This is a genomic window from Microbacterium sp. NPDC091382 (assembly GCF_044757025.1).
Lineage (GTDB): Bacteria > Actinomycetota > Actinomycetes > Actinomycetales > Microbacteriaceae > Microbacterium.
The window spans coordinates 692,000-713,151 of sequence record NZ_JBIVUD010000001.1 but is presented as its reverse complement, the minus strand read 5'-3'; the positions used below and the strand labels follow the sequence as shown (position 1 = coordinate 713,151).

Sequence of the window (21,152 nt, the reverse complement as noted above, 5' to 3'; positions counted from 1 at the left end):
GCGCGCGGCTGTACGGGCCCCGTGCGGCGGTGTTGTGGACGGGAATAAGGATAAATGAGTGAGGAATATAGGGCGAGCGCGTGACGTGGGGAGTTCTCCCCATCTATGCTTCTGGGCCCGATCCGATCCCGGAGTCAGACCGTCCCGACGTACCGGGCCAGATGCTCCCCCGTCAGCGTCGATCGGGCATCGACCAGCTGGGCGGGAGTCCCCTCGAAGACGATGCGACCACCCTCTCGTCCCGCTCCGGGCCCCAGGTCGATGATGTGGTCTGCGTGAGCCATGACCGCTTGATGGTGCTCGATGACGATGACGGAGTTGCCGGCATCCACCAGCCGATCCAGCAGCGCCAGCAGGTTGTCGATATCGGCGAGGTGCAGGCCGGTGGTCGGCTCGTCGAGGACGTAGATCGCCCCCTTCTTCGCCATGGCGATCGCGAGCTTGAGACGCTGCCGCTCGCCGCCCGAGAGGGTGTTCAGCGCCTGTCCGAGAGTGATGTACCCCAGGCCGACGTCGATCATGCGCGCGAGGGTGGTCTTCGCCGGCCCCGTCGTGAAGCCGTGGGCCTCTTCGGCCGACATCGCGAGGACCTCGGCGATGTTCTTGCCGTCGAGGGTGTATTCCAGGACCGCGTCGCTGAACCCGGACCCGTCGCACACCTCGCATCGCGTCTCGACGCTCTGCGTGTACCCGAGGTTCGTGATGATGACGCCGAGCCCCTTGCACGCGGGGCATGCGCCCTCGGAGTTCGCGCTGAACAGGGACGGCTTGACACCGTTGGCCTTGGCGAAGGCGGTACGGATGCCGTCCAGGACGCCCGTGTAGGTGGCGGGGCTCGATCGGCGCGATCCCTTGATCGGCGACTGGTCGACGACCACGACATCGTCGAAGGCCGGCACGTTCCCGTGGATGAGCGACGACTTGCCCGAGCCGGCGACGCCGGTGACGACCGTCAGCACTCCGAGCGGGATGTCGACGTCGACACCGACGAGATTGTGCTGGGTCGCGCCGCGGATCGGCAGGGAGCCGGTCGCCGTGCGCGTGCTCGTCGTGAGCGCGGCCCGGTGGTCGAGGTGCCGCCCGGTGAGGGTGTCGGAGGCGCGCAGGCCGTCGACATCCCCCTCGTACATGACCCGGCCCCCGCGCGATCCCGCCTGCGGGCCGAGATCGACGACGTGATCGGCGATCGCGATGACCTCGGGCTTGTGCTCGACGACGAGGACCGTGTTCCCCTTGTCGCGCAGCAGCAGGAGCAGATCGTTCATGCGCTGGATGTCGTGCGGGTGCAGTCCGGCGGTCGGCTCGTCGAAGACGTAGGTGACGTCGGTGAGCGCCGAGCCGAGGTGACGGATCATCTTCGTGCGCTGCGCCTCACCGCCCGAGAGCGTTCCCGACGAACGGTCGAGCGACAGATACCCGAGGCCGATGTCGATGAACGAGGCGATGACACGCTTGAGCGACGACAGCAGCGGACCGATCGAGGTCGGGTCGACGGTGTCGAGCCACGCCGAGAGGTCGGTGATCTGCATCGCGGAGACCTGGGCGATGTCGACGCCGGCGATCTTCGAGGAGCGCGCGCCGTCGTTGAGGCGACTGCCGCCGCAGTCCGGGCACGACAGGAACTTCACCGCGCGGTCGACGAACGCGCGGATGTGCGGCTGGAGGGCTTCACGATCCTTCTGCAGGAACGACTTCGTGATCTTCGGGACGAGACCCTCGTAGGTCATGTTCATGTTCTGGAGCTTCACCTTGGTGGGCTCCTTGTAGAGGAAGTCCGCGCGTTCCTCCGCCGAGTAGTCGGCGATCGGCTTGGCGGCATCCAGGAAACCGGACTCGGTGAAGATGCGTACCATCCAGCCGTCCACGTTGTAGCCGGGAACGGTGATGGCACCCTGCGACAGCGACTTCGAGGTGTCGAAGAGTTCGTCGAGGTCGACGTCGCTCACCTCGCCGAGTCCTTCGCAGCGCGGGCACATGCCGCCGGTCACCGTGTCGGCGCCCGGTGCGGAGGGGATGTTGAACGAGAAGGCCTGCGGCGACCCGATGTGCGGTTCGCCCAGCCTGCTGAACAGCAGACGGAGCATCGCATACGCATCGGTCACCGTCCCGACCGTCGAGCGCGCGTTCGCCCCCATCCGCTCCTGGTCGACGATGATCGCGGGGCTGATGTTCTCGAGGCCGTCGACGTCGGGTCGGCTCAGCTGCGCCATGAACTGCTGCACGAAGGTGGGGTAGGTCTCGTTGATGAGACGTTGCGACTCGACGGCGATGGTCCCGAAGACGAGCGACGACTTGCCCGACCCGCTCACCCCGGTGAACACGGTGAGGCGTCGCTTGGGGATCTCGACGTCGACCCCCTGGAGGTTGTTCTCACGCGCGCCGATCACGCGGATGACGTCGTGTGCGTCGGCGACGGGCGAATCGGATGCCACGGCTCAGGCCTCCGGCGCGGACCACGGCATCGGCCGCTCGTCGCGCGTGGCATCCGAGGGGACCTCGGGCAGCTCCTCGCCGCCGGCTCGGATGCACAGCCACCGCAGCTGACCCGGGCTCTCGGGATGGGCGCGCCATGTCCGCCACACCCCCTGGCCGACCCGGACCACCGAGCCGGGGCCGACGTCGACGAGGTCGTCGTCGAGCCCCATCTGGCCGCGACCCTCGAGGAAGACGTAGAGCTCCTCGACCCGGGAGTGGGTGTGCCAGTAGCCCGCTTCCTCCCCGGGCTCGAGAGCGTTGGCGGTCAGCCCGATGTACTGCATCCCGAGCTCGTGGTCGACGACGCGTCGACCGTCGCGCGAGCGTGCGGGGGCGAACCCTCCGAAGTGGTCGCGCCAACGATCGAGTCCGCCGATCTCAGTGATCTCGTAGTCCGCCATGCTCACCCTTCCGCCGTCGTTTCCACATGATCGCGGGAACGGGAGCCCCCGGACAAGGGGCCTCCCGACGCGGATCCCTCCGACGAAGAGGACTCCGCGCGGTGGCATCCGACGACGTGATCGTCGACCATGCCCGACGACTGCATGAGCGCGTACATCGTGGTCGACCCCACGAACCGGAACCCTCGCTTGCGCAGCGCCTTCGACATCGCGTCGGACTCGGGAGTCGTCGCGGGCACCTCCGCGAAGGACGAAGGACGACGGTGGGATGCCGGTGCGAACGACCACATGAACGCGTCGAGCTCTGCCGGTTCCATCTCGGTGACCAGACGCGCGTTCCCGATCGTGGCGAGGATCTTCGCACGGTTGCGGATGATCCCGGCATCCCCCATGAGCCGCTCGACGTCGGATTCGTCGAATGCAGCGACGGCCTCCGGCTCGAAGGCGGCGAACACCTCGCGGAAGCGGGGGCGTTTGCGGAGGATCGTGATCCACGAGAGCCCTGCCTGGAACCCCTCGAGACTCATCTTCTCGAAGAGGGCCCGGTCACCGTGCAGGGGCCGGCCCCACTCCTCGTCGTGATACCGGCGGTACTCGGCGTCGTCGCCGACCCAGCCGCAACGAAGGAGGCCGTCGGGCCCGAGGCGTGTATCCACGCGTTCAGGCTACCGACGGCCTCCGACGCTCACTTCTTCTTGAGCGACTTCTCGGGCACGGGCGCCTCACCGCGTGCGGCGAGGTCGGCGTAGTGGGCACGGGCCTCGTCCTGGCGCTGCCGCTCGACGCCCGACGCGATGGGGGCGCGCACGTGCTCGGGCGCGAACCCGAAGGCGTCGACGAGGTCCTGCGCGTGGGGACGAAGTCGCGCGCAGAGACGGTCGATGTACTTCGACACCGCCGCGCCGCGCTGGGTCGACAGACGCCCGTTGATGAGGTGCCACGCGAGGTGCTTCTCGATGAGGTGCAGACCGAAGAGATCGCGCAGCCACGTGAGGACCTGTCGGGTGCTCTCATCCGTCGTCGCCTTCACGGCGTCCGAGAACGCCTCCCACTGCAGCAGCTCACCGTGCGCGCGCGCCGCCTCGATGAGCTCCGCCTGGTGCTGGTTGAAGAGCGCCGCCGCCTGATCCGCGGGCAGCTTGGATGCCGGGCGCAGCGCCCCGGCGATGTCGGCGACCATCTGCTCGACGCGACCGGCGAGCAGTTCGTGCTGCTGCTCGGCGCGGAGGCCGAGCTCGACCGAACGGGCGGTCGACCCGAAGTCGGCGACCGTCTGGCCGAGGCTTCGCAGGCCGGCGCCGTGGAACACCTTGCCCGCTGTCTGGCCGACGGCGAACTTGGCAAGGGTCGCGGCATCCGCTCCCTTGAACTGCTTGGCGAAGTCGGCGAGCAGACGCTTGCCGACGAGCTGGAGGAGGACGTTGTTGTCGCCCTCGAAGGTGACGTAGACGTCGAGGTCGGAGCGGAGCCCGACGAGACGGTTCTCGGCCATGAAGCCCGATCCGCCGCAGGCCTCGCGGGCCTCCTGGATCGTGTTCAGCGCGTTCCAGGTGCTGAGGGGCTTAAGCGCCGCGGCGAGGGTCTCGAGGTTCTCGCGCTCGGCCGGGGTGTCGGCCTTTCCGCCGAAGACGCCGTCGAAGGTGCGGAGGAGCTCGTCGTGCGCGAAGTACTGCGCGTAGTTCTGGGCGAGGAGGGGCAGGAGGCGCCGCTGGTGCTTGCCGTAGTCGAGCAGCACGACCTCGTCGGTTCCGGTGCCGGAGTCGAACTGGCGGCGCTGGTTCGCGTACGTCAGAGAGATGTACATCGCCAGGGACGACGCGATCGTCGCCGCACCGTCGAGCGACACACGGCCCTGCACGAGAGCGCCGAGCATCGTGAAGAACCGGCGACCCGTGCTCGCGATCGGGCTCGAGTACGTGCCGTCCGGGGCGACGTCGCCGTAGCGGTTGAGGAGATTCGTGCGCGGCACGCGGACGTGGTCGAAGGCGAGGCGGCCGTTGTCGATGCCGTTGAGGCCGCCCTTGACGCCGTCGTCCTCGCTCTGGACTCCCGGGAGCAGCTCGCCGTCGGTCGTACGGATGGGTACGAAGAAGCAGTGCACGCCGTGGTTCACGCCGTTCGTGATGAGCTGCGCGAAGACCGTGGCAGCCTGCCCGTGGACCGCGGCGTTGCCGAGGTAGTCCTTCCACGCCGCGCGGAACGGGGTGTTGATCACGAACTCTTCGGTCTCGGGGTCGTAGGTCGCCGTCGTCCCGATGGCCGCGACATCCGATCCGTGACCGATCTCGGTCATGGCGAAGGCGCCGGGAAGCTTCGCGTCGCGGATGTCGGGGATCCAGCGATCGTGGTGCTCCTTGGTGCCCAGCTGCAGGACGGCCGAGCCGAAGAGCCCCCACTGCACGCCGGACTTGATCTGCATGCTCGGGTCGGCGAGGACGAGCTCCTCGAATCCGGCGAGGTTCGCGCCGTTGTCCTCCTCGCCGCCGTACTCCTCGGGCAGTGCGCGGGTGGAGCCGCCGTTCTTCGCCAGCAGGCGGACCTGGCCCATGACGCGCTCACGGTGGTCGGCGACGCTCTGGCCGTCGATGCGCCAGTAGGCCGGGTCCTTGATGAGCTCGCGAACGGTGAGTCGCGTCTCGCCCCAGGTGCCGCGCAGCATCGCACCCACGGCGCCGATGTCGATGCGGGGCTCGTGCGCCTCGTCGGCGGTGTGCGGCGCGGTCGGAGCGCCGCCGGCGGGGGTGCGCTTGTCGGCGGCGGGAGTGGAGGAGCGGACGACGGTGTCGGTCATCACTGGCCTTTCTGAGGACGCCGGGGTACGGCGACGGGACAGGGAAGTTCGACAATCACGGTAGGAGTCCTCCAACGCCGCACCAAGTTGCTTGTGCCCTCGCGACAATCCCCGCCGCCGACGTCCTCTCGTCGGGTTGTGCAGCGCCTACACGCGCAGGGTGCCGGGAGCCCGCGGGACCCGCCACGACACGAGATGTGTGCACGTTCACGGAAGCCGGCTGACAGACTTGAGGGATGCCCGTTCTCCCCTCCGACCCGAGCGTCGTCCACCTCCGTTCCGGCGGCACCAGCGTCGTCGTCGACCTGGAGCCCGGCTCCGTTCCCGTGATCGTCCACTGGGGTGCCGATCTCGGCGACGCCGCGCACGACACGCTCGTCTCGCTCGCGACGGCCTCGCGCCTGCAGCGGATCTCTGGCGGGCTCGACCGCACCGTGCGACTCGGCGTCGTCGGTACCGCGGCATCCGGCTGGGCGGGAACACCGACCCTCGAGGGCCACCGCGATGGCGAGGACGTGGGCGCCCTCTTCACGCTGACCGACTTGCAGGCAACCGAGGACACCCTCGAACTGCACTTCACGGATGCCGAGATGCAGCTGTCGGCTCGGTACGTGTTGCGGGTGACGGGATCGGGTTTGGTGCGGGCGCGGACGACGGTGCGTAACGATGGTGCGGGCGACTACACCGTGCAGGCTCTCCACACGACCCTGCCGCTGCCGTGGGACGCGACCGAGATCCTCGATACGACGGGGCGTCACCTGCGGGAGCGGTCCGCGCAGCGGCATGAGCTGACGTTCGGCACGCATGTGCGGGAGTCGCGTCGTGGCCGTCCGGGCGCGGATTTCACCCTGCTGCTGGCTGCCGGCACCCCCGGGTTCGGTTTTGAGCGCGGCACGGTCCACGGCGCCCACCTCGCGTGGAGTGGGAACTCCCGGATCTTCGCGGAGCGGACCCCGACGGGGGAGTCGTTCCTGGGGGCGGGCGAGCTGTATCTGCCGGGGGAGATCCGTCTCGCGCCGGGTGAGGAGGTCTCCTCGCCCGAGCTGCTGGGCTCGTGGGGCGACGGTCTCGACGAACTCGCGGGGCGGTTCCATGGGGAGTGGCGTGCTCGTCCGCAGCACCCGACCCGCCCCCGCCCGATCACCCTCAACACGTGGGAGGCGGTCTACTTCGACCACCGTCTGCCGAAGCTGATCGCCCTGGCCGATGCGGCGGCGGAGATCGGGGTGGAACGGTACGTGCTCGATGATGGCTGGTTCCGTCACCGTCGCGATGACACCGCGGGCTTGGGCGACTGGTATGTGGATGACACGGTCTGGCCGGACGGCCTGCACCCGATCGCCGACCACGTGGTGGCGAAGGGGATGGAGTTCGGCCTGTGGTTCGAACCCGAGATGGTCAACCCGAACAGCGACCTCGCCCGCTCCCACCCGGACTGGATCCTCCGCGGTCGCACCGACCTTCCCCCCTCGGCCCGGCAGCAGCAGGTGTTGAACCTCGCCCACCCCGACGCGTACGCGTACATCCGCCAGGTCATCTCGGACATCATCGCCGCGTACCCGATCTCGTACATCAAGTGGGATCACAACCGGGACCTCGTCGACGCGGCCGCCGGCCCCGGCGGCGCGGCTCGCGTCCACGCGCAGACCCTCGCCGTGTACCGCCTGATCGACGAACTCAAGACCGCCCACCCGGGCCTGGAGATCGAAAGCTGCGCCTCCGGCGGAGCACGCGTCGACCTCGGCATCCTCGACCGCACCGACCGCATCTGGACCAGCGACTGCCTCGACCCCATCGAACGCCTCGAGAACCAGCGCTACACCGCCCTGGTCGTCCCGCCCGAGATGATGGGCATGCACCTCACGACCCCGCACGTGCACTCCACCGGCCGCACCGTGACCCTCACCCTCAGCGGCGCCGTCGCCCTCTTCGGCCACTTCGGCATCGAATGGGACGTCACGACTCTGTCCGACACGGATGCCGCCACGGTCGGCGCGTGGGTCGCCCTCGCCAAACGGGTCCGCCCCCTCGTCGCAACGGGTCGCCTGGTGAACGCGGACGTCGCCGACCCCGGGCTCGACGTCCGCGGCGTCGTCGCAGCAGATGCGGCATCCGCGTTCTTCACGATCACGCAGACCCAGACCCTCATCTCGTCGCCGGCCGGTCGCGTGCGCCTGCCGGGGCTCGACGCGGACCGCGTCTACCGCGTGCAGCTCGTCACGCCGGGCGGGATCGTCGACACCCCCGCGCAGTCGCCGCTCGAGTGGGCGCACCACGACACGGTGCTGACCGGGCGTCAGCTCGCCGTCGTCGGCCTGCGTCCGCCCGTGCAGAACCCGCAGCAGTCGGTCGTCGTGGAGGTCACCGCGATCTGAGAGCCGTCAGATGCGTTCGAGCTGGTCGAGGAACTCGTCGGCCATCTCGACCTGACGGCGGAGCTTCTCGCGCCGAGCCGCAGCCTCGGCGCGGACGCCGTCGAGGCGGGCACGGCTCTGCGGGTCGTCGGCATCCTCAGCCATCGCGTCGACGACCTCGAGGAGTTCGCGCATCTCGTCGAGGGTGAACCCGAGCGGCTTCATGCGCCGGATGAGCAGGATGCGGGCGACGTCACCCTCGGTGTAGAGCCGGAACCCGCCGTCGGTGCGCGCCGACGGGGTGACGAGGCCGATCTCGTCGTAGTGACGAAGGGTGCGGAACGAGAGCCCGGTCCGCTCGGCGACCTCGCCGATGCGCATCGTGTCGTCGGTCATGCGGTTCCCTCCGGGTGGACAGCAAACCTCACGTTACGTTAGGTTTGGTCGTGCGCGATCTGCGCGCCCCCATTCTTCCGCGCCGCCCCCGGGCCTGTGCGCACCCCTCCCCCGACGGAGTCATCATGACCACCACCACTCCCGTGCGCCCGCGCATCGAACCGACGGTGCTGCAGGCTCTCCGCAGCCCGCGCCTGCTGACCCGAGAGGTCCTCGCCGGTCTCGTCGTCGCGCTCGCCCTCATCCCCGAGGCGATCGCGTTCTCGATCATCGCGGGCGTCGACCCGCGCGTCGGACTCTTCTCGTCGTTCATCATGGCCGTCGCGATCGCCTTCCTCGGCGGTCGCCCCGCGATGATCACCGCGGCGACCGGCGCTGTCGCCCTCGTCATCGCGCCCGTCGTCCGCGAGTACGGGATGGACTACTTCATCGCGACCGTCCTCCTCGGCGGGGCGATCCAGATCGTCCTCGGACTCGTGGGCGTCGCGAAGCTCATGCGCTTCATCCCCCGGAGCGTCATGGTCGGCTTCGTCAACGCGCTCGCGATCCTGATCTTCGTCGCGCAGCTGCCGCAGCTGTTCGGTGACGGCATCCCCTGGCTCGTCTGGCCGCTGCTGGCCGTCGGGCTGGTCATCCTCTACGCGATGCCGCGGCTCACTAAGGCCGTCCCGGCTCCCCTGGTCACCATCGTGCTGCTGACCGCGGCCGTCGTCGTCTTCGCGTGGAACGTTCCGACCGTCGGCGACCAGGGTGAACTCCCCGAAAGCCTGCCGTCTCTGTTCATCCCGAACGTGCCGCTCACGCTCGAGACGCTGCAGATCATCGGCCCGTTCGCCCTCGCGATGGCGGTCGTGGGGCTCCTCGAGTCGCTCATGACCGCCAAGCTCGTCGACGACATCACCGACACGCACTCCTCGAAGACCCGCGAATCGCTCGGCCAGGGCGCCGCGAACATCCTCTCGGGGGCGTTCGGCGGGATGGGCGGCTGCGCGATGATCGGCCAGACGATGATCAACGTGAAGGCCTCCGGGGCCCGCACGCGCATCTCGACGTTCCTCGCCGGCGTGTTCCTGCTCATCCTCGTGCTGGCGCTCGGCGACATCGTTGCGATCATCCCGATGGCGGCCCTCGTCGCCGTCATGATCATGGTCTGCATCGGCACGTTCGACTGGCACAGCATCCGCCCGGCCACGCTCCGCCGCATGCCCAAGAGCGAGACCGCCGTGATGCTCATCACCGTCGTCGCGACCGTCTGGACCCACAACCTCGCGATCGGCGTCATCCTCGGCGTCCTCGCCGCGATGGTCATGTTCGCCCGCCGGGTCGCGCACGTCGTGACCGTCACGCGAACAGTGGACGCCGCGGCATCCACCGCCCATTACACCGTCGACGGCGAGCTGTTCTTCGCCTCGAGCAACGACCTGACGACGCAATTCTCGTACCCGGACGACCCGGCGAACGTCGTGATCGACATGTCGCGCTCGCACGTGTGGGACGCCTCCACCGTCGCAGCCCTCGATGCGATCACGAGCAAGTACGAGCGGATGGGCACGACGGTGACGATCGTCGGGTTGAACGACACGGCATCCGCGTTCCACAGTCGCCTCAGCGGCCAGCTCGGCGCCGGCGAGTGACGGACCGGGGGTGACCGCGCACCGGGGTTGACCGTCGTGCGGGATGCCTGAAGGATGCCGGGGGCGCCCTGCTTCGGCGCGTCACGACGAGGGGGTCCCATGGCAGAGCCGGCACGATTCGCGATCATCGGCACGGGGTGGCGCTCGGAGTTCTTCCTGCGCATCGCCGCGGCGGCTCCGGACCGACTGCAGGCGGTCGGCGTGCTCGCCCGGTCCGACGCCTCGGCGGCACGGGTCGCCGGCTGGAACGTGCCGATCCACCGCTCGCTCGACGACCTGCTGGCCGCGCGACCGGACTTCGTGATCGCGTCGGTGAGCTGGCCCGCGATGCCGGGGGTGATCACCGAGCTCGTGGAGCGCGGCGTGCGCGTGCTCGCCGAGACGCCGCCCGCTCCCGACGCGGACGGACTGCGCAGGCTGTGGCGCGACGTCGGCACGAGCCGCCTCGTGCAGGTCGCCGAGCAGTACATGCTCATGCCGGGACACGCCGCCCGACTCGAAGTGGTTCGCTCCGGCGCACTCGGCACCGTCGGCGGGGTGCAGGTCTCGTCGACGCATCTGTACCACGCGACCTCGATGATCCGAACGTTCCTGGATGCCGGCAGGGCCGAGGCGACCGTGTCGGCCCGGACCTTCACCGCACCGCTCGTCGATCCGTTGACGCCGGCCGGATGGTCGAACGACCTCTCACCGAAAGAGCGGACGACGACGATCGCGACGCTCGACTTCGGCGACGGGCGGATGGGCCTGTACGACTTCGTCGACAACCAGTGGTGGAACCCGATCCTGTCACGGCGGATCGTCATCCGCGGCTCGCACGGCGAGCTCACCGACGACACCGTGCGCCGGTTCGAGGGTGCCGAGGTGATCACCTCGCCGATCACGTACCGCCGCACGGGTGTCGATCTGAACCTCGAAGGCAACGACGTCGTGTCGGCTGCCTTCGAGGGCCGGATCGTCTACCGGAATCCCTGGGTCGGAACGCGGCTGTCGGAGGACGACATCGCCGTCGCGTCGCTGCTCGAGCTCACGGGACGGTGGTCCCGCGGCGATGGACCGGAGCCCTACCCGCTGGCCGACGCCTGCCAGGACCACCTGCTCGGGCTGGCGATCGGCGAATCAGCCCGGACGGGGGCCGACGTTCGGGTCGCCCACGACGTCTGGACCTGACAGGGCTCAGGCCTTGTCGTGCAGGGTGATCCGGTAACCGTCGGGGTCGGCGAAGGTGAACGTCCGGCCGAAGGGGCCGTCGATGGGCGCGGCGACGATCTCGTGACCATCCGCGGAGAGCGCGTCGTGGATGTCCTGGACATCGGTCGCACGTAGCCAGATCGCGGCGCCGATCCCGGGGTGCGCGGCGGACGCGAGATCCGTCCCGGGCACGATGTCGCGGAGCGCGAAGGCGATCGGGGCGGTGTCGAAGACGACGGCATGCGGGGGGCCGGCTGGCGAGCGGACGAGGCCGAGGTAGCGCTCGTAGAAGCGCTGCGAGGCGACGAGGTCGCTCACCTGCAGGGAGATGAAGTCGGGTCCGATGGCGGGCATGAGGCATCCTTTCGATTGTCAGTTATCTGACACTTCTGATCGTATGTCAGAATACTGACATGGGCCAATCCGGCGAGATCGATCTGCCGACGTCGCTCGGCTACCTGCTGAAAGAAGCGGCGACCGCGCTGCGGGTCGCAATGGAGGACGCCCTCCGTCCGCTCGAGCTGACCGTGACCGCGTACTCGTGCCTCGAGATCCTGGCGCAGCGTCCCGGGTCGTCGAACTCGGATCTCGCTCGGGGCGCCTTCGTGACGCGGCAGAGCATGAACGTCCTGCTGCAGACACTGGAGCGCGAGGGGCTCGTCGCCAGGCCGGCGACCGCGGCGGAGGGTCGTGTGCTGCCGGTCACGCTGACCGACGCCGGAGCGCGGCGGCGGGAGCAGGCGAGCGCCGTGGTCAGAGCGGTGGAGGATCGGATGCTCAACGAGTTGTCGGCCGCGGAACGGGCTCAAGCGTTCGACGTGCTCACCCGCATGACGCGGGCGCTGCAGGAGAACTGATGCGGGCTGCCCCGCGAAGGCTCAGGCGTTCGCGATGACGGCGACGACAGCCTCGCCGTAAGCCTCACGCTTCTTCGCACCGATGCCGGTGATGCCGTCGAGTGCTGCGACCGACGTCGGACGGTGCTCGGCGAGCGCGCGGAGGGTCGCGTCGCCGAAGACGATGTACGCGGGGACGCCCTGCTCGCGCGCCTGCTCGGCGCGCCACGCGCGGAGCGCCTCGAAGAGGTCGCGGTCACCCTCGGGCAGCGAATCCGCCGTCGACGACCTCTTCGCGCGAGTCGGTCCGCCGCCGGTGCGACCGAGGACGTCGCGCCGGAGCGGCACGGGCTCCTCGCCGCGGAGCACCGGCATGCCCGCCTCGCCGACGGCGAGGACGCCGTACTCGCCCTGTGCGACCAGGATGCCGCGCGCCAGAAGCTGGCGGACGACCGAACGCCAGTCCTGCTCCGACAGGTCATTGCCGATCCCGTAGGTCGAAAGCTTGTCGTGTCCCTGCTGACGGATGCGCTCGGTCGATCCGCCGCGGAGGATGTCGATGAGGTGCCCGGCGCCGAAGGCCTGGTTGCGCTCGCGCTGCAGGCGAACGATCGTCGAGAGGAGCTTCTGCGCCGCGACGAGTCCGTCCCAGGTGTCGGGCTGGGTGAGGCAGGTGTCGCAGTTGCCACAGGCATCCGACGACTGTCCGAAGTAGCCGAGCAGGTTCTGCCTGCGGCACGAGACCGTTTCGCACAGGGCGAGCATCGCGTCGAGGTGCTGCCCCATGCGCATCTTGTAGGTGCGGTCGCCGGGCGACTGGTCGATGAGGCGGCGCTGCTGCACGACATCGCCGAGGCCGTAGGCCATCCAGGCGACGGCGGGCTCGCCGTCGCGGCCGGCGCGACCGGTCTCCTGGTAGTAGCCCTCGACGGACTTCGGCAAATCGATGTGGGCGACGAAGCGGACGTCGGGCTTGTCGATGCCCATGCCGAATGCGATCGTGGCGACCATGACGACGCCGTCCTCCCGCAGGAAGCGCGACTGGTGCCGGGCGCGGATCGAGGCATCCAACCCCGCGTGATACGCGAGGGCGTCGATACCCTGCGTGCGCAGGTACTCCGCCGTCTGCTCGACCGACTTGCGGCTGAGCGCATAGACGATGCCGGCCGAACCCTCGGGCTGCGACCGCACGAACTGGACGAGCTGACGCCGCATGTCGACCTTGGGCTCGATGCGGTACTGGATGTTCGGACGGTCGAAGCTCGCGACGAAGTGCCGGGCGTCCGGAAGGTGGAGGCGCTCGGTGAGCTCGGTGTGCGTCGCGCGGGTCGCGGTCGCGGTGAGCGCCATGCGGGGAACGCCCGGGAACCGCTCGGCCAGGTCGCCGAGCGCGAGGTAGTCGGGGCGGAAGTCGTGCCCCCACTGCGACACGCAGTGCGCCTCGTCGATCGCGATGACGCTGAGCTGCGCACGCTGCAGGAGCGCGGTCGTCGCAGGGACCGACAGGCGCTCGGGCGCGACGTAGAGCAGGTCGAGTTCGCCGTCGAGGAGCGCCTGTTCGACGCCCGCACGCTCGGCGGGGGTCTGCGTCGAGTTGAGGAAGGCGGCGCGGACGCCGTTGGCGATGAGCGCGTCGACCTGGTCGTGCATCAGCGCGATGAGAGGGCTGACGACGAGGCCCGTGCCGGGACGCACGAGCGCGGGCACCTGGTACGTGATCGACTTGCCGCCACCGGTCGGCATGAGCACGACCGCGTCGCCGCCCGCGATGACGTGCGAGACGATGTCGCCCTGATCGCCGCGGAACGCCGTGTAGCCGAAGACCTCGGTGAGCACCTTCACCGGGTCGTCGCCGACGTGGTCGCGCCGCTCGAGGCGGAGGACGGATGCCGGCGGCGCGGCGGGGCGCTGGTGCGCGGCTCGTGCGGCCTGGGTGCGTGTCGCGCGGGCGGGGCCGGCGAGTGCGGGGTCGGCGCGCGTGGCGCGAGCGACGGACGCGGCGTAGTCGTCGTACCGCGGGTCGGGCGGGGGCGGCGAGTCGTCGTCGTCCGGCGGCGGAACGTCGTCGGGATCCCACACGAGATCGGCGTAGGGGTCGTTCTGCCATCCGCCGTCACTCACCCGGTCAACCCTAGCCGCGGCATCCGACACGGTCTGCGGATGTGGAGGGTCTCAGCGCGCTTGAGAGGATGGGGAGGAGGAGCGCGCCTGTCCGCGAGACTGCACCGGCGCGCCGAGGATGCGGCGCGACGGCACGGTCTCGGTGCAGGCGTGCAGTCTCGGTGGCGTCGGGGCGCTGTCGAGGAGAGCCATGGAACCGACCAGGTACACGACGGCGGATGCCGGTGAGCTCGAGGCGTTCCTGCGCGAGGTCGACCTGACGGTGACCGGGCTGGACTCGCCGGCGGTGCGCCTGTGGGTCGCGCGCGATGGCTCGGGGCGAATCGTCGGGAGCACGGGGTACGAGCTGAGCGGCGATGGGAAGCACGCGCTGATCCGCAGCGTCGCGGTGACACCTGCATCGCGCACCCGCGGTCGCGGAACCGAGCTCGCGAGGTTCGCCCTCGATCGCGCTGCAGACGAAGGCGCGTCGACCGCGTGGCTGTTCAGCCGTCGCTCGGGCCGGTTCTGGCAGTCGCTCGGGTTCGTCGGCGCGGATGTGTCGGAGCTCGCGCACGTACTGGGAGAAACGCACCAGGTGAGGACCTTCGTCGCGACGGGACAGATCACGCGCGAGGTCGCGTGGATGCGGGGGCTCGGCGCGGTCTGACGGGTAGCGCCGAGACGTCGCAGATGGTCGACACGCGACGTCGGAAGGGACCATCTGCGACCTTTCGACAGAGGTCGGCGGATGCCGGGGGGCAAGGCGGCGACACCGCCGGTCCCACGTTGCGTCAGGCCCGGACCATCCGCGCTTCGACGATCCCCGGCGTTCCCGGGTCCGTCTGCTCTGCGCCGTCGACGATGAAGGCGTTGCGACGGTAGAACGCGATTGCCCGCGGGTTCTCCTTCGCGACCCACAGGACTGCGGGACCCGGCGGGAGCACCCCGTCGAACAGCCTCTGCCCGACTCCGGTCCCGTGGTGCTCCGCCGCGACGTACAGCATGTAGAGCTGCGGCATCCCACCGTCGGTGATCCCCGACATCGCGAAACCGACCAGTTCGCCGTCGGCCTCCGCCACTCGGACGACATCCTCCCGGCGCGGCTTCGTGAGGATCTGCGTCCACATCCGTCGACGGCGGCCCACGACCTCGTCGCCGAAGAAGTCGTCGGACAGCAGGTGCCCGTACGTCTCGCGCCACGTCGCGACATGCAACGCCGCGATCGTCTCGGCATCCGCCGGCCGCGGCTCACGGATCACCGCGATCACTCGCCGCACCACTTCTCGGCCAGAGTCAGGACCACGCTCGCGTTCCGGTTCGTCGCGACGCCCAGCAACGACGCGGCTCCCAGCGGGTCGACGGTCCCGTCCTGATATCCCGGTTCGAGCAGCGCGTGCGCGGCCCGGCCCCGCACCACCATCCGCCCCTTGTCCGACGCCCTCGACTCGACCTGCCGGATCTGCGCCGCCGTCAGCTCGTCCTTCAGCAGGTAGACGTAGTGCCGTGCGAGCCCGGGATTCGCGTCGTCCAACCGGCGGGTCTCCCCTGCCAGCGCGGCGAACTCCTTCGCGGAGTACACGATCGTCGGCACCTCGAACCCACGGTCCGCCAGGAACGCGGTCTCCAGCGTGCGCTCGATCCGATCGCGCGACCGCATCCGCGACTCGAAACGGACGTTGCCGGTGTTGATGTGGGTCACGACCTCCTCGAAGCCGACGCTCTCGACGGCTCGACGGATGTCCTCCTTCGGGAAGACGCGCTTCGCGCCGAGATTGATCGCCCGCAGGAACGCCAGGTACGTCGTCATCCGCCCAGTCTGCCCGTCACGCCCGACACCGCAGAAGGAGCAGGATGAAGACATGAACGAGCTCACGCGTTGGCTCCGCGACCGGCCCTCCCTGATGGGAACCCCACCGCCGCTCGAACCCGACTTCCCCACCGACCCGCACGACCTCTTCGACCGCTGGATCCGCCACGCCGCCGATGCCGGTATCCCCGAAGTACGTGCAGCCACCCTGGCGACAGCGGATGCCGCGGGCCGCCCCGACGCGCGCACGTTGATCCTCAAGGGCGTCGATGCGAGCGGCTGGCAGTTCTCCGGCCTGCGGTCATCGGCGAAGGGGCGCCACCTCGCCGAGAACCCCGCTGCTGCGATGAACTTCTGGTGGCAGCCGATCATGCGCGCGGTGCGCGTGCGCGGGATCGTGCGGGAGGCGACGCCCGACGAGAGCGCGGCGGACTTCGGAGCGCGACCCGCATCCGCCGATGCGGCGCCGACCGACTGGGTCCTCTGGCGCCTCGTCCCCGAGCGCATCGAATTCTGGCAGGGCTCAGCCGACCGCCGTCACGTCCGCATCGTCTACACGCGCGACGGCGACGCCTGGCGGCACGAGAACTGAAGCCCACGGCCGCGAGGCATCCATCGACGGATGCCCCGCCGTCGACACGTCACCGCCAGGAGGCGGCGCGGCCGACCGGTCGCGCAGGATTGCCCGCCACGATCGCTCCGGGGGCGACGTCGCGAGTCACGACGGCACCGGCTGCGACGATCGCGCCGTCGCCGATCGTGACGCCCTTCAGGATGATGGCGCGTGCTCCGATGAGCACGTGACGACCGATGCTGATCGGCGCGGAGCGCACGTGGCGTCGTCCGTCCTCGAACTCGATGTCGTGGAAATCCGTGTCCATGATCTCGACGTCCCACGACAATTCGGCGCCCTCGTGCAGTGTGACGCCGGTCTCGATGTTGATCGTGTTGCGCGCGCCGACGGCCGCTCCCGGCATCACCGTGAGCCGAGCCCCGGATCCGACGTGGATCCGCGCACGCCTGCGGATGATCGCGCCCGGACGCAGATCGTAGGTGCCCCGCCCGGCCATCTTGACGCCGGGCTGCAGCCTGACCCCGTGGTGCCCCCGCGCCGAGGCGCGCAGCCTGTTCATGATCCTCTTCAGTACGCGCATGATGTCCCCTCGATCGCGCGATATCGCCCCGTCGCGATTATGACGCCGCGAGCCGATCCGCGCGAGCAGCGCACGGTCACAGCGCCGAAGCGCCGAGGGATCAGAGCCGCACGACCTCGGTCCCCCGCACGACCGCGGCGCCCTCCTCGACGGATGCCTCCAGGTCGACCTCCGCGCGGATCCGCCAATCGTGGTCGCCCGCCGGGTCGTCGATGATCTGCTCGACCCGCCAGACGCCGTCGGGCGCCGACGACTCGTCGATGACGCACAGCGCAGGGCTGCGGGCCGCGCCGCCGGTGAGAATCTCGTCGTGGTCATCGAAGTACCGGTCGAGGACGTCGGGCCAGGCGGCATCCGGATCCAACTCGACCAGCGCATCGTCGTTCTGCAGCGCGGCGAGCTGCACCCGCCGGAACATCTCGTTGCGCACCAGCACGACGAACGCCCGCCGGTTGGCGACGATCGACGGCGGTGCGGGCGGCACGACCGGCGCCTCGGGATCGTCGGCGGGGTTCACGAGCGCGTTCCACTCGTCGACGAGACTCGAGTCCACCTGACGCACCAGCTCGCCGAGCCACTCGATGAGGTCGAGCAGCTCGTCGGTGCGGGCCTCGGCCGGCACCGTCTGCCGGATCGCGCGGTACGCGTCGGACAGGTACCGCAGCACCAGCCCCTCGCTCCGTCCGAGCCCGTAGAACGAGACGAACTCGCCGAACGACATCGCCCGCTCGAACATGTCGCGCACGACCGACTTCGGCGACAGCTCGAAGTCGCGGACCCACGGCTGGCTGGAGGCGAACGTCTCGTACGCCTGTGCCAGCAGCTCCGCGAGCGGCTTCGGCCACGTCACCGCCTCGAGCAGCTCCATGCGCTCGTCGTACTCGATGCCGTCGCGCTTCATCGCCGCGACCGCCTCGCCACGCGCCTTGTACTCCTGCTGCGACAGGATCGCGCGCGGATCGTCGAGCGTCGACTCGATCACGCTCACCACGTCGAGCGCGTAGTGACCGCTGCCGGTCTCACCGGCGTCCGGGTCGAGCAGATCGATCGCGGCGAGCGCGAACGGCGACAGCGGCTGGTTCAGCGCGAAGTTCGGCTGCAGGTCGACGGTGAGACGGATGCCGTCGGCATCGGCCACGACGATGTCCGCCGCGACGAGGGTCCGGAACAGCGCGATCGCCCGGCGGGCCAGCTCGTACCGCCGAGCGCGAGGTTCGTGGTTGTCGAAGACGAGTGAGCGGACGTTCGCGAAGACGTCGCCACCCCGCCCGATCACGTTGATGAGCATCGCCGACGTCAGCTTCAGTTGCGGCGACAGCGGCTCGGGCTCTGCCGCCACCAGGCGCTCGAACGAGCCCTCGCCCCAGTTCACGACGCCGGTCGGCGCCTTCTTGCGGACGATCTTCTTGCGCTTCGCGGCATCGTCCCCCGCTTTCGCAAGGGCGACCGCGTTCTCGATCTCCCATTCGGGCGCCATAACGACGACGCTCCCATGCGTGTCGAATCCGGCGCGCCCCGCGCGGCCGGCGATCTGGTGGAACTCGCGCGCCGACAGCTGCCGCATCTTCGTGCCGTCGTACTTCGACAGCGCCGTGATCAGCACGGTGCGGATCGGCACGTTGATGCCGACGCCGAGTGTGTCGGTGCCGCAGATGACACGGAGGAGGCCGCGCTGCGCGAGCGTCTCGACGAGCCGCCGGTACCGCGGCAGCATCCCCGCGTGATGCACGCCGATGCCGGCACGGACGAGTCGCGACAGCGTCTTGCCGAAGCCGGTCGTGAAGCGGAACCCGCCGATCGCCTCGGCGATCGCGTCGCGCTGCTCGCGCGTCGTGACCTTGACGCTCGACAGCGCCTGCGCCCGCTCGAGCGCCGCCGCCTGCGAGAAGTGGACGATGTAGACCGGGGCTTCGCCGTTCTCGAGCAGCCCCTCGAGCACCTCGTGGACCGGGCGCCGGGCGTACGAGAAGTCCAGCGGGACAGGGCGCTCGACGCCCGCGATGTGCGCGACAGTGCGACCCGTGCGCCGCTCGAGGTCGGTGGTGATCGCCGAGACGTCGCCGAGGGTCGCCGACATCAACAGGAACTGCGCTCCCGGCAGGAGCAGCAGCGGCACCTGCCACGCCCACCCGCGATCGGGGTCGCCGTAGTAGTGGAACTCGTCCATCACGACCTGGTCGATTGGGCCCACGCGGCCAGAGGCTCCGGGCGGCGCGTCAGCGCCGTCTGGAGAAGCCGTGGGGAGCGCGTCGGGACCCAGGCGCAGCGCGACGTTCGCGAGGATCTCGGCGGTGCAGCAGACGATCGGCGCGTCGGGGTTCACCGACGAATCGCCCGTGACCATGCCCACGGCATCCGGTCCGAAGATGTCGACGAGGGCGAAGAACTTCTCGCTGACGAGGGCTTTGATCGGAGCCGTGTAGTACGTGCGGCCGCCGCGGGCGAGGGCTGCCGCATGTGCGGCGACCGCGACGAGCGACTTGCCCGTGCCAGTCGGCGTCGCGAGGATCACGTGCGAGCCCGACGCGAGCTCGAGGACCGCCTCGTCCTGCGCGGGGTACAGATCGATGCCGCGCTCGATCGTCCACTCGAGGAAGCCCTCGTACACGGCGTCGGGGGTCGACCCCGCCGGAATGCGGTCCCGGAGCGTCGAGGTCATCCCTCGAGTCTGCCTCACCGGGCACTCGGCACACAGCCGAGAACGGTCAGGGCATGTCGGCCTTCGCCGCGAGCACGCGGGCCGCGGCGGCGTCGACCTGTGCAGCGAACCTCGGGTCGGTCTTCGCCTTCGCGAGCACGGCGTCGTACATCGCCGGGAAGACCGACGGCTTGGCCGAGACGAGCACCACGTCGACGCCGGCCGAGATCGCCGTGACGGCGCGGTCGGCCGGTGACCAGGCCGAGACGGCGACCGCCGCCGACAGGTCGTCCGAGAACACCACGCCGTCGAAGCCGACCTCGCTCCGCAGGAGTCCGACGACCTTCGGCGAGAACACGGCCGGGGTGGACCCGTCGATGCGGTCGTAGATCGCCGACGACACCATGACGGCGGAAGGACCCGCCGCGATGAGCGGACGGTACACCTCGACATCCGGTCCATCGGCCGTCACCGTCGTGTCGACGACGTCGGCCGCGGTGTCGGTGTTCGCGGACACGTGGCCGAGACCCGGGAAGTGCTTGAACGTGGGAAGGATGCCGGCATCCCGCATCCCCTCGGCGAAGGCGCCCGCCTTGTCTGCCACGGTCGACGCGTCGTAGCCGTACTGCCGGCCGTAGCCGCCGATGGGCGGGTTGTCGAAGCGGGTCGCCCTGCTCGTGACGATGTCGGCGACGGGGGCGAGATCCAGGTTCACTCCCGCGTCGGCGAGCTCGCGCCCCCACGCCTCGGCCTTCGATCGCAGCCGACCGGACGGCAGGTCTGCCTGGCGGATGCCGTAGGGCATCGCATCGAACCCCGGTCCCCGCAGCACCTGGACCTCGCCGCCCTCCTGATCGGTCGCGACCCAGAGCGGCAGGTCAGGATCGGCGAGCGACGTGAACCGCGACACGACCTTCGCCGTCGCCGCCACCCCCGCCGTCGACCGTCCGCTCAGGAAGATGCCGCCGGCATGCCGGTCCTCGACAGCGGCCAGCGCGCCCGGCGACGCCGCGGTCGCCGGGGTCCCGACCATGAAGAGCTGGCCGACACGCTGCTCGAGCGAAAGGGCCGCGACCGGGTCCGGGGTCCGAGATGAGGTCGGAGAAGGTGAGGGCGACGTCGCGGGAGCGGATGCCGACGGTGACGCCACCGGCGAGGGTGAGACGGTCGGCGACGAGGCGGACGACGCAGGAGACGCCGGAGGCGAGGCGGCGCACCCCGCGAGTATCGAGGCGGCCATCACCGTGACGAGAGCAGTCCATCTCCACGACCGACGCACACCGACATTCTGCGCCTGCTCCGGACGTCGGGGGCCGGGATCGGCGTTCCGTATTCAGTCTCGTCGGCAACTCAGGAGGACGCGCGGTCCGGG

General features: G+C 69.8%; 18 protein-coding genes. 6 read left to right on the top strand and 12 right to left on the bottom strand.

Annotated elements, in window-relative coordinates:
* Window positions 1-134 precede the first annotated feature (134 nt).
* Genes ACIQLK_RS03515 through ACIQLK_RS03500 form a run of 4 tightly spaced genes read right to left on the bottom strand, consistent with a single transcriptional unit; the run spans window position 135 to window position 5,667 of the window.
* Window positions 135-2,432: an ATP-binding cassette domain-containing protein gene (locus ACIQLK_RS03515; RefSeq protein WP_400362918.1), complete on the bottom strand. Its 2,298-nt coding sequence runs from the start codon at window positions 2,430-2,432 to the stop codon at window positions 135-137.
* A gap of 3 nt (window positions 2,433-2,435) precedes the next feature.
* Entirely contained in the window at window positions 2,436-2,876 is a 441-nt protein-coding gene (locus ACIQLK_RS03510; RefSeq protein WP_400362917.1) for a cupin domain-containing protein, read from the bottom strand.
* Between the two features lie 2 nt (window positions 2,877-2,878).
* A complete protein-coding gene (locus tag ACIQLK_RS03505; protein ID WP_400362916.1) occupies window positions 2,879-3,532 on the bottom strand; it encodes a DNA-3-methyladenine glycosylase I in 654 nt (217 codons plus the stop codon).
* Window positions 3,533-3,561: 29 nt separating this feature from the next.
* Window positions 3,562-5,667, bottom strand: a complete 2,106-nt coding sequence (locus ACIQLK_RS03500; RefSeq protein WP_400362915.1) for an acyl-CoA dehydrogenase — start codon at window positions 5,665-5,667, stop codon at window positions 3,562-3,564.
* A 236-nt stretch (window positions 5,668-5,903) separates the two neighbouring features.
* On the opposite strand from ACIQLK_RS03500, the gene ACIQLK_RS03495 reads away from it, so the two are divergent.
* A complete protein-coding gene (locus ACIQLK_RS03495; protein WP_400362914.1) occupies window positions 5,904-8,042 on the top strand; it encodes an alpha-galactosidase in 2,139 nt (712 codons plus the stop codon).
* Window positions 8,043-8,048: 6 nt separating this feature from the next.
* On the opposite strand, the gene ACIQLK_RS03490 is transcribed toward ACIQLK_RS03495, so the two are convergent.
* Window positions 8,049-8,417 (bottom strand): MerR family transcriptional regulator, encoded by a 369-nt coding sequence (locus ACIQLK_RS03490; protein WP_065571858.1) that lies wholly within the window; start codon window positions 8,415-8,417, stop codon window positions 8,049-8,051.
* Window positions 8,418-8,542: 125 nt separating this feature from the next.
* Between ACIQLK_RS03490 and ACIQLK_RS03485 the strand changes: the two genes are divergently transcribed.
* Both ACIQLK_RS03485 and ACIQLK_RS03480 read left to right on the top strand, forming a co-directional pair.
* On the top strand, window positions 8,543-10,051 hold the full coding sequence (locus ACIQLK_RS03485; RefSeq protein ID WP_400362913.1) for a SulP family inorganic anion transporter: 1,509 nt from the start codon (window positions 8,543-8,545) through the stop codon (window positions 10,049-10,051).
* A gap of 99 nt (window positions 10,052-10,150) precedes the next feature.
* On the top strand, window positions 10,151-11,221 hold the full coding sequence (locus ACIQLK_RS03480; RefSeq protein ID WP_400362912.1) for a Gfo/Idh/MocA family protein: 1,071 nt from the start codon (window positions 10,151-10,153) through the stop codon (window positions 11,219-11,221).
* A 6-nt stretch (window positions 11,222-11,227) separates the two neighbouring features.
* On the opposite strand, the gene ACIQLK_RS03475 is transcribed toward ACIQLK_RS03480, so the two are convergent.
* On the bottom strand, window positions 11,228-11,596 hold the full coding sequence (locus tag ACIQLK_RS03475) for a VOC family protein (protein ID WP_400362911.1): 369 nt from the start codon (window positions 11,594-11,596) through the stop codon (window positions 11,228-11,230).
* A 59-nt stretch (window positions 11,597-11,655) separates the two neighbouring features.
* On the opposite strand from ACIQLK_RS03475, the gene ACIQLK_RS03470 reads away from it, so the two are divergent.
* Complete coding sequence (locus ACIQLK_RS03470; protein WP_400362910.1) at window positions 11,656-12,099, top strand: MarR family winged helix-turn-helix transcriptional regulator; 444 nt, start codon at window positions 11,656-11,658, stop codon at window positions 12,097-12,099.
* Window positions 12,100-12,120: 21 nt separating this feature from the next.
* Here ACIQLK_RS03470 and recQ read toward each other — a convergent pair whose 3' ends face one another.
* Entirely contained in the window at window positions 12,121-14,199 is a 2,079-nt protein-coding gene (gene recQ, locus ACIQLK_RS03465) for a DNA helicase RecQ (RefSeq protein WP_400362909.1), read from the bottom strand.
* 190 nt (window positions 14,200-14,389) lie between these two features.
* On the opposite strand from recQ, the gene ACIQLK_RS03460 reads away from it, so the two are divergent.
* On the top strand, window positions 14,390-14,848 hold the full coding sequence (locus tag ACIQLK_RS03460; protein WP_400362908.1) for a GNAT family N-acetyltransferase: 459 nt from the start codon (window positions 14,390-14,392) through the stop codon (window positions 14,846-14,848).
* Between the two features lie 124 nt (window positions 14,849-14,972).
* Here the strand turns inward: ACIQLK_RS03460 and ACIQLK_RS03455 are convergent, their stop codons facing one another.
* Together ACIQLK_RS03455 and ACIQLK_RS03450 are read right to left on the bottom strand one after the other, a co-directional pair.
* Complete coding sequence (locus ACIQLK_RS03455) at window positions 14,973-15,458, bottom strand: GNAT family N-acetyltransferase (protein WP_400362907.1); 486 nt, start codon at window positions 15,456-15,458, stop codon at window positions 14,973-14,975.
* Window positions 15,446-15,988 carry a DUF1697 domain-containing protein gene (locus tag ACIQLK_RS03450; protein WP_400362906.1) on the bottom strand — a complete coding sequence of 181 codons (543 nt, stop codon included), beginning with the start codon at window positions 15,986-15,988 and terminating at the stop codon, window positions 15,446-15,448. The genes ACIQLK_RS03455 and ACIQLK_RS03450 overlap by 13 nt, the downstream gene beginning before the upstream one ends.
* A 52-nt stretch (window positions 15,989-16,040) precedes the next feature.
* Here ACIQLK_RS03450 and ACIQLK_RS03445 point away from each other — a divergent pair, with 52 nt between their 5' ends.
* Entirely contained in the window at window positions 16,041-16,580 is a 540-nt protein-coding gene (locus ACIQLK_RS03445) for a pyridoxal 5'-phosphate synthase (protein ID WP_400362905.1), read from the top strand.
* 49 nt (window positions 16,581-16,629) lie between these two features.
* On the opposite strand, the gene ACIQLK_RS03440 is transcribed toward ACIQLK_RS03445, so the two are convergent.
* The 3 genes from ACIQLK_RS03440 to ACIQLK_RS03430 all read right to left on the bottom strand — a co-directional run bounded on the left by ACIQLK_RS03440 (window position 16,630) and on the right by ACIQLK_RS03430 (window position 21,020).
* Window positions 16,630-17,121 (bottom strand): acyltransferase, encoded by a 492-nt coding sequence (locus ACIQLK_RS03440; protein WP_400362904.1) that lies wholly within the window; start codon window positions 17,119-17,121, stop codon window positions 16,630-16,632.
* A 121-nt stretch (window positions 17,122-17,242) separates the two neighbouring features.
* Window positions 17,243-19,801, bottom strand: a complete 2,559-nt coding sequence (locus ACIQLK_RS03435; protein ID WP_400362903.1) for a DEAD/DEAH box helicase — start codon at window positions 19,799-19,801, stop codon at window positions 17,243-17,245.
* Between the two features lie 46 nt (window positions 19,802-19,847).
* Window positions 19,848-21,020 carry a glycoside hydrolase family 3 N-terminal domain-containing protein gene (locus tag ACIQLK_RS03430; RefSeq protein WP_400362902.1) on the bottom strand — a complete coding sequence of 391 codons (1,173 nt, stop codon included), beginning with the start codon at window positions 21,018-21,020 and terminating at the stop codon, window positions 19,848-19,850.
* Window positions 21,021-21,152 lie beyond the last annotated feature (132 nt).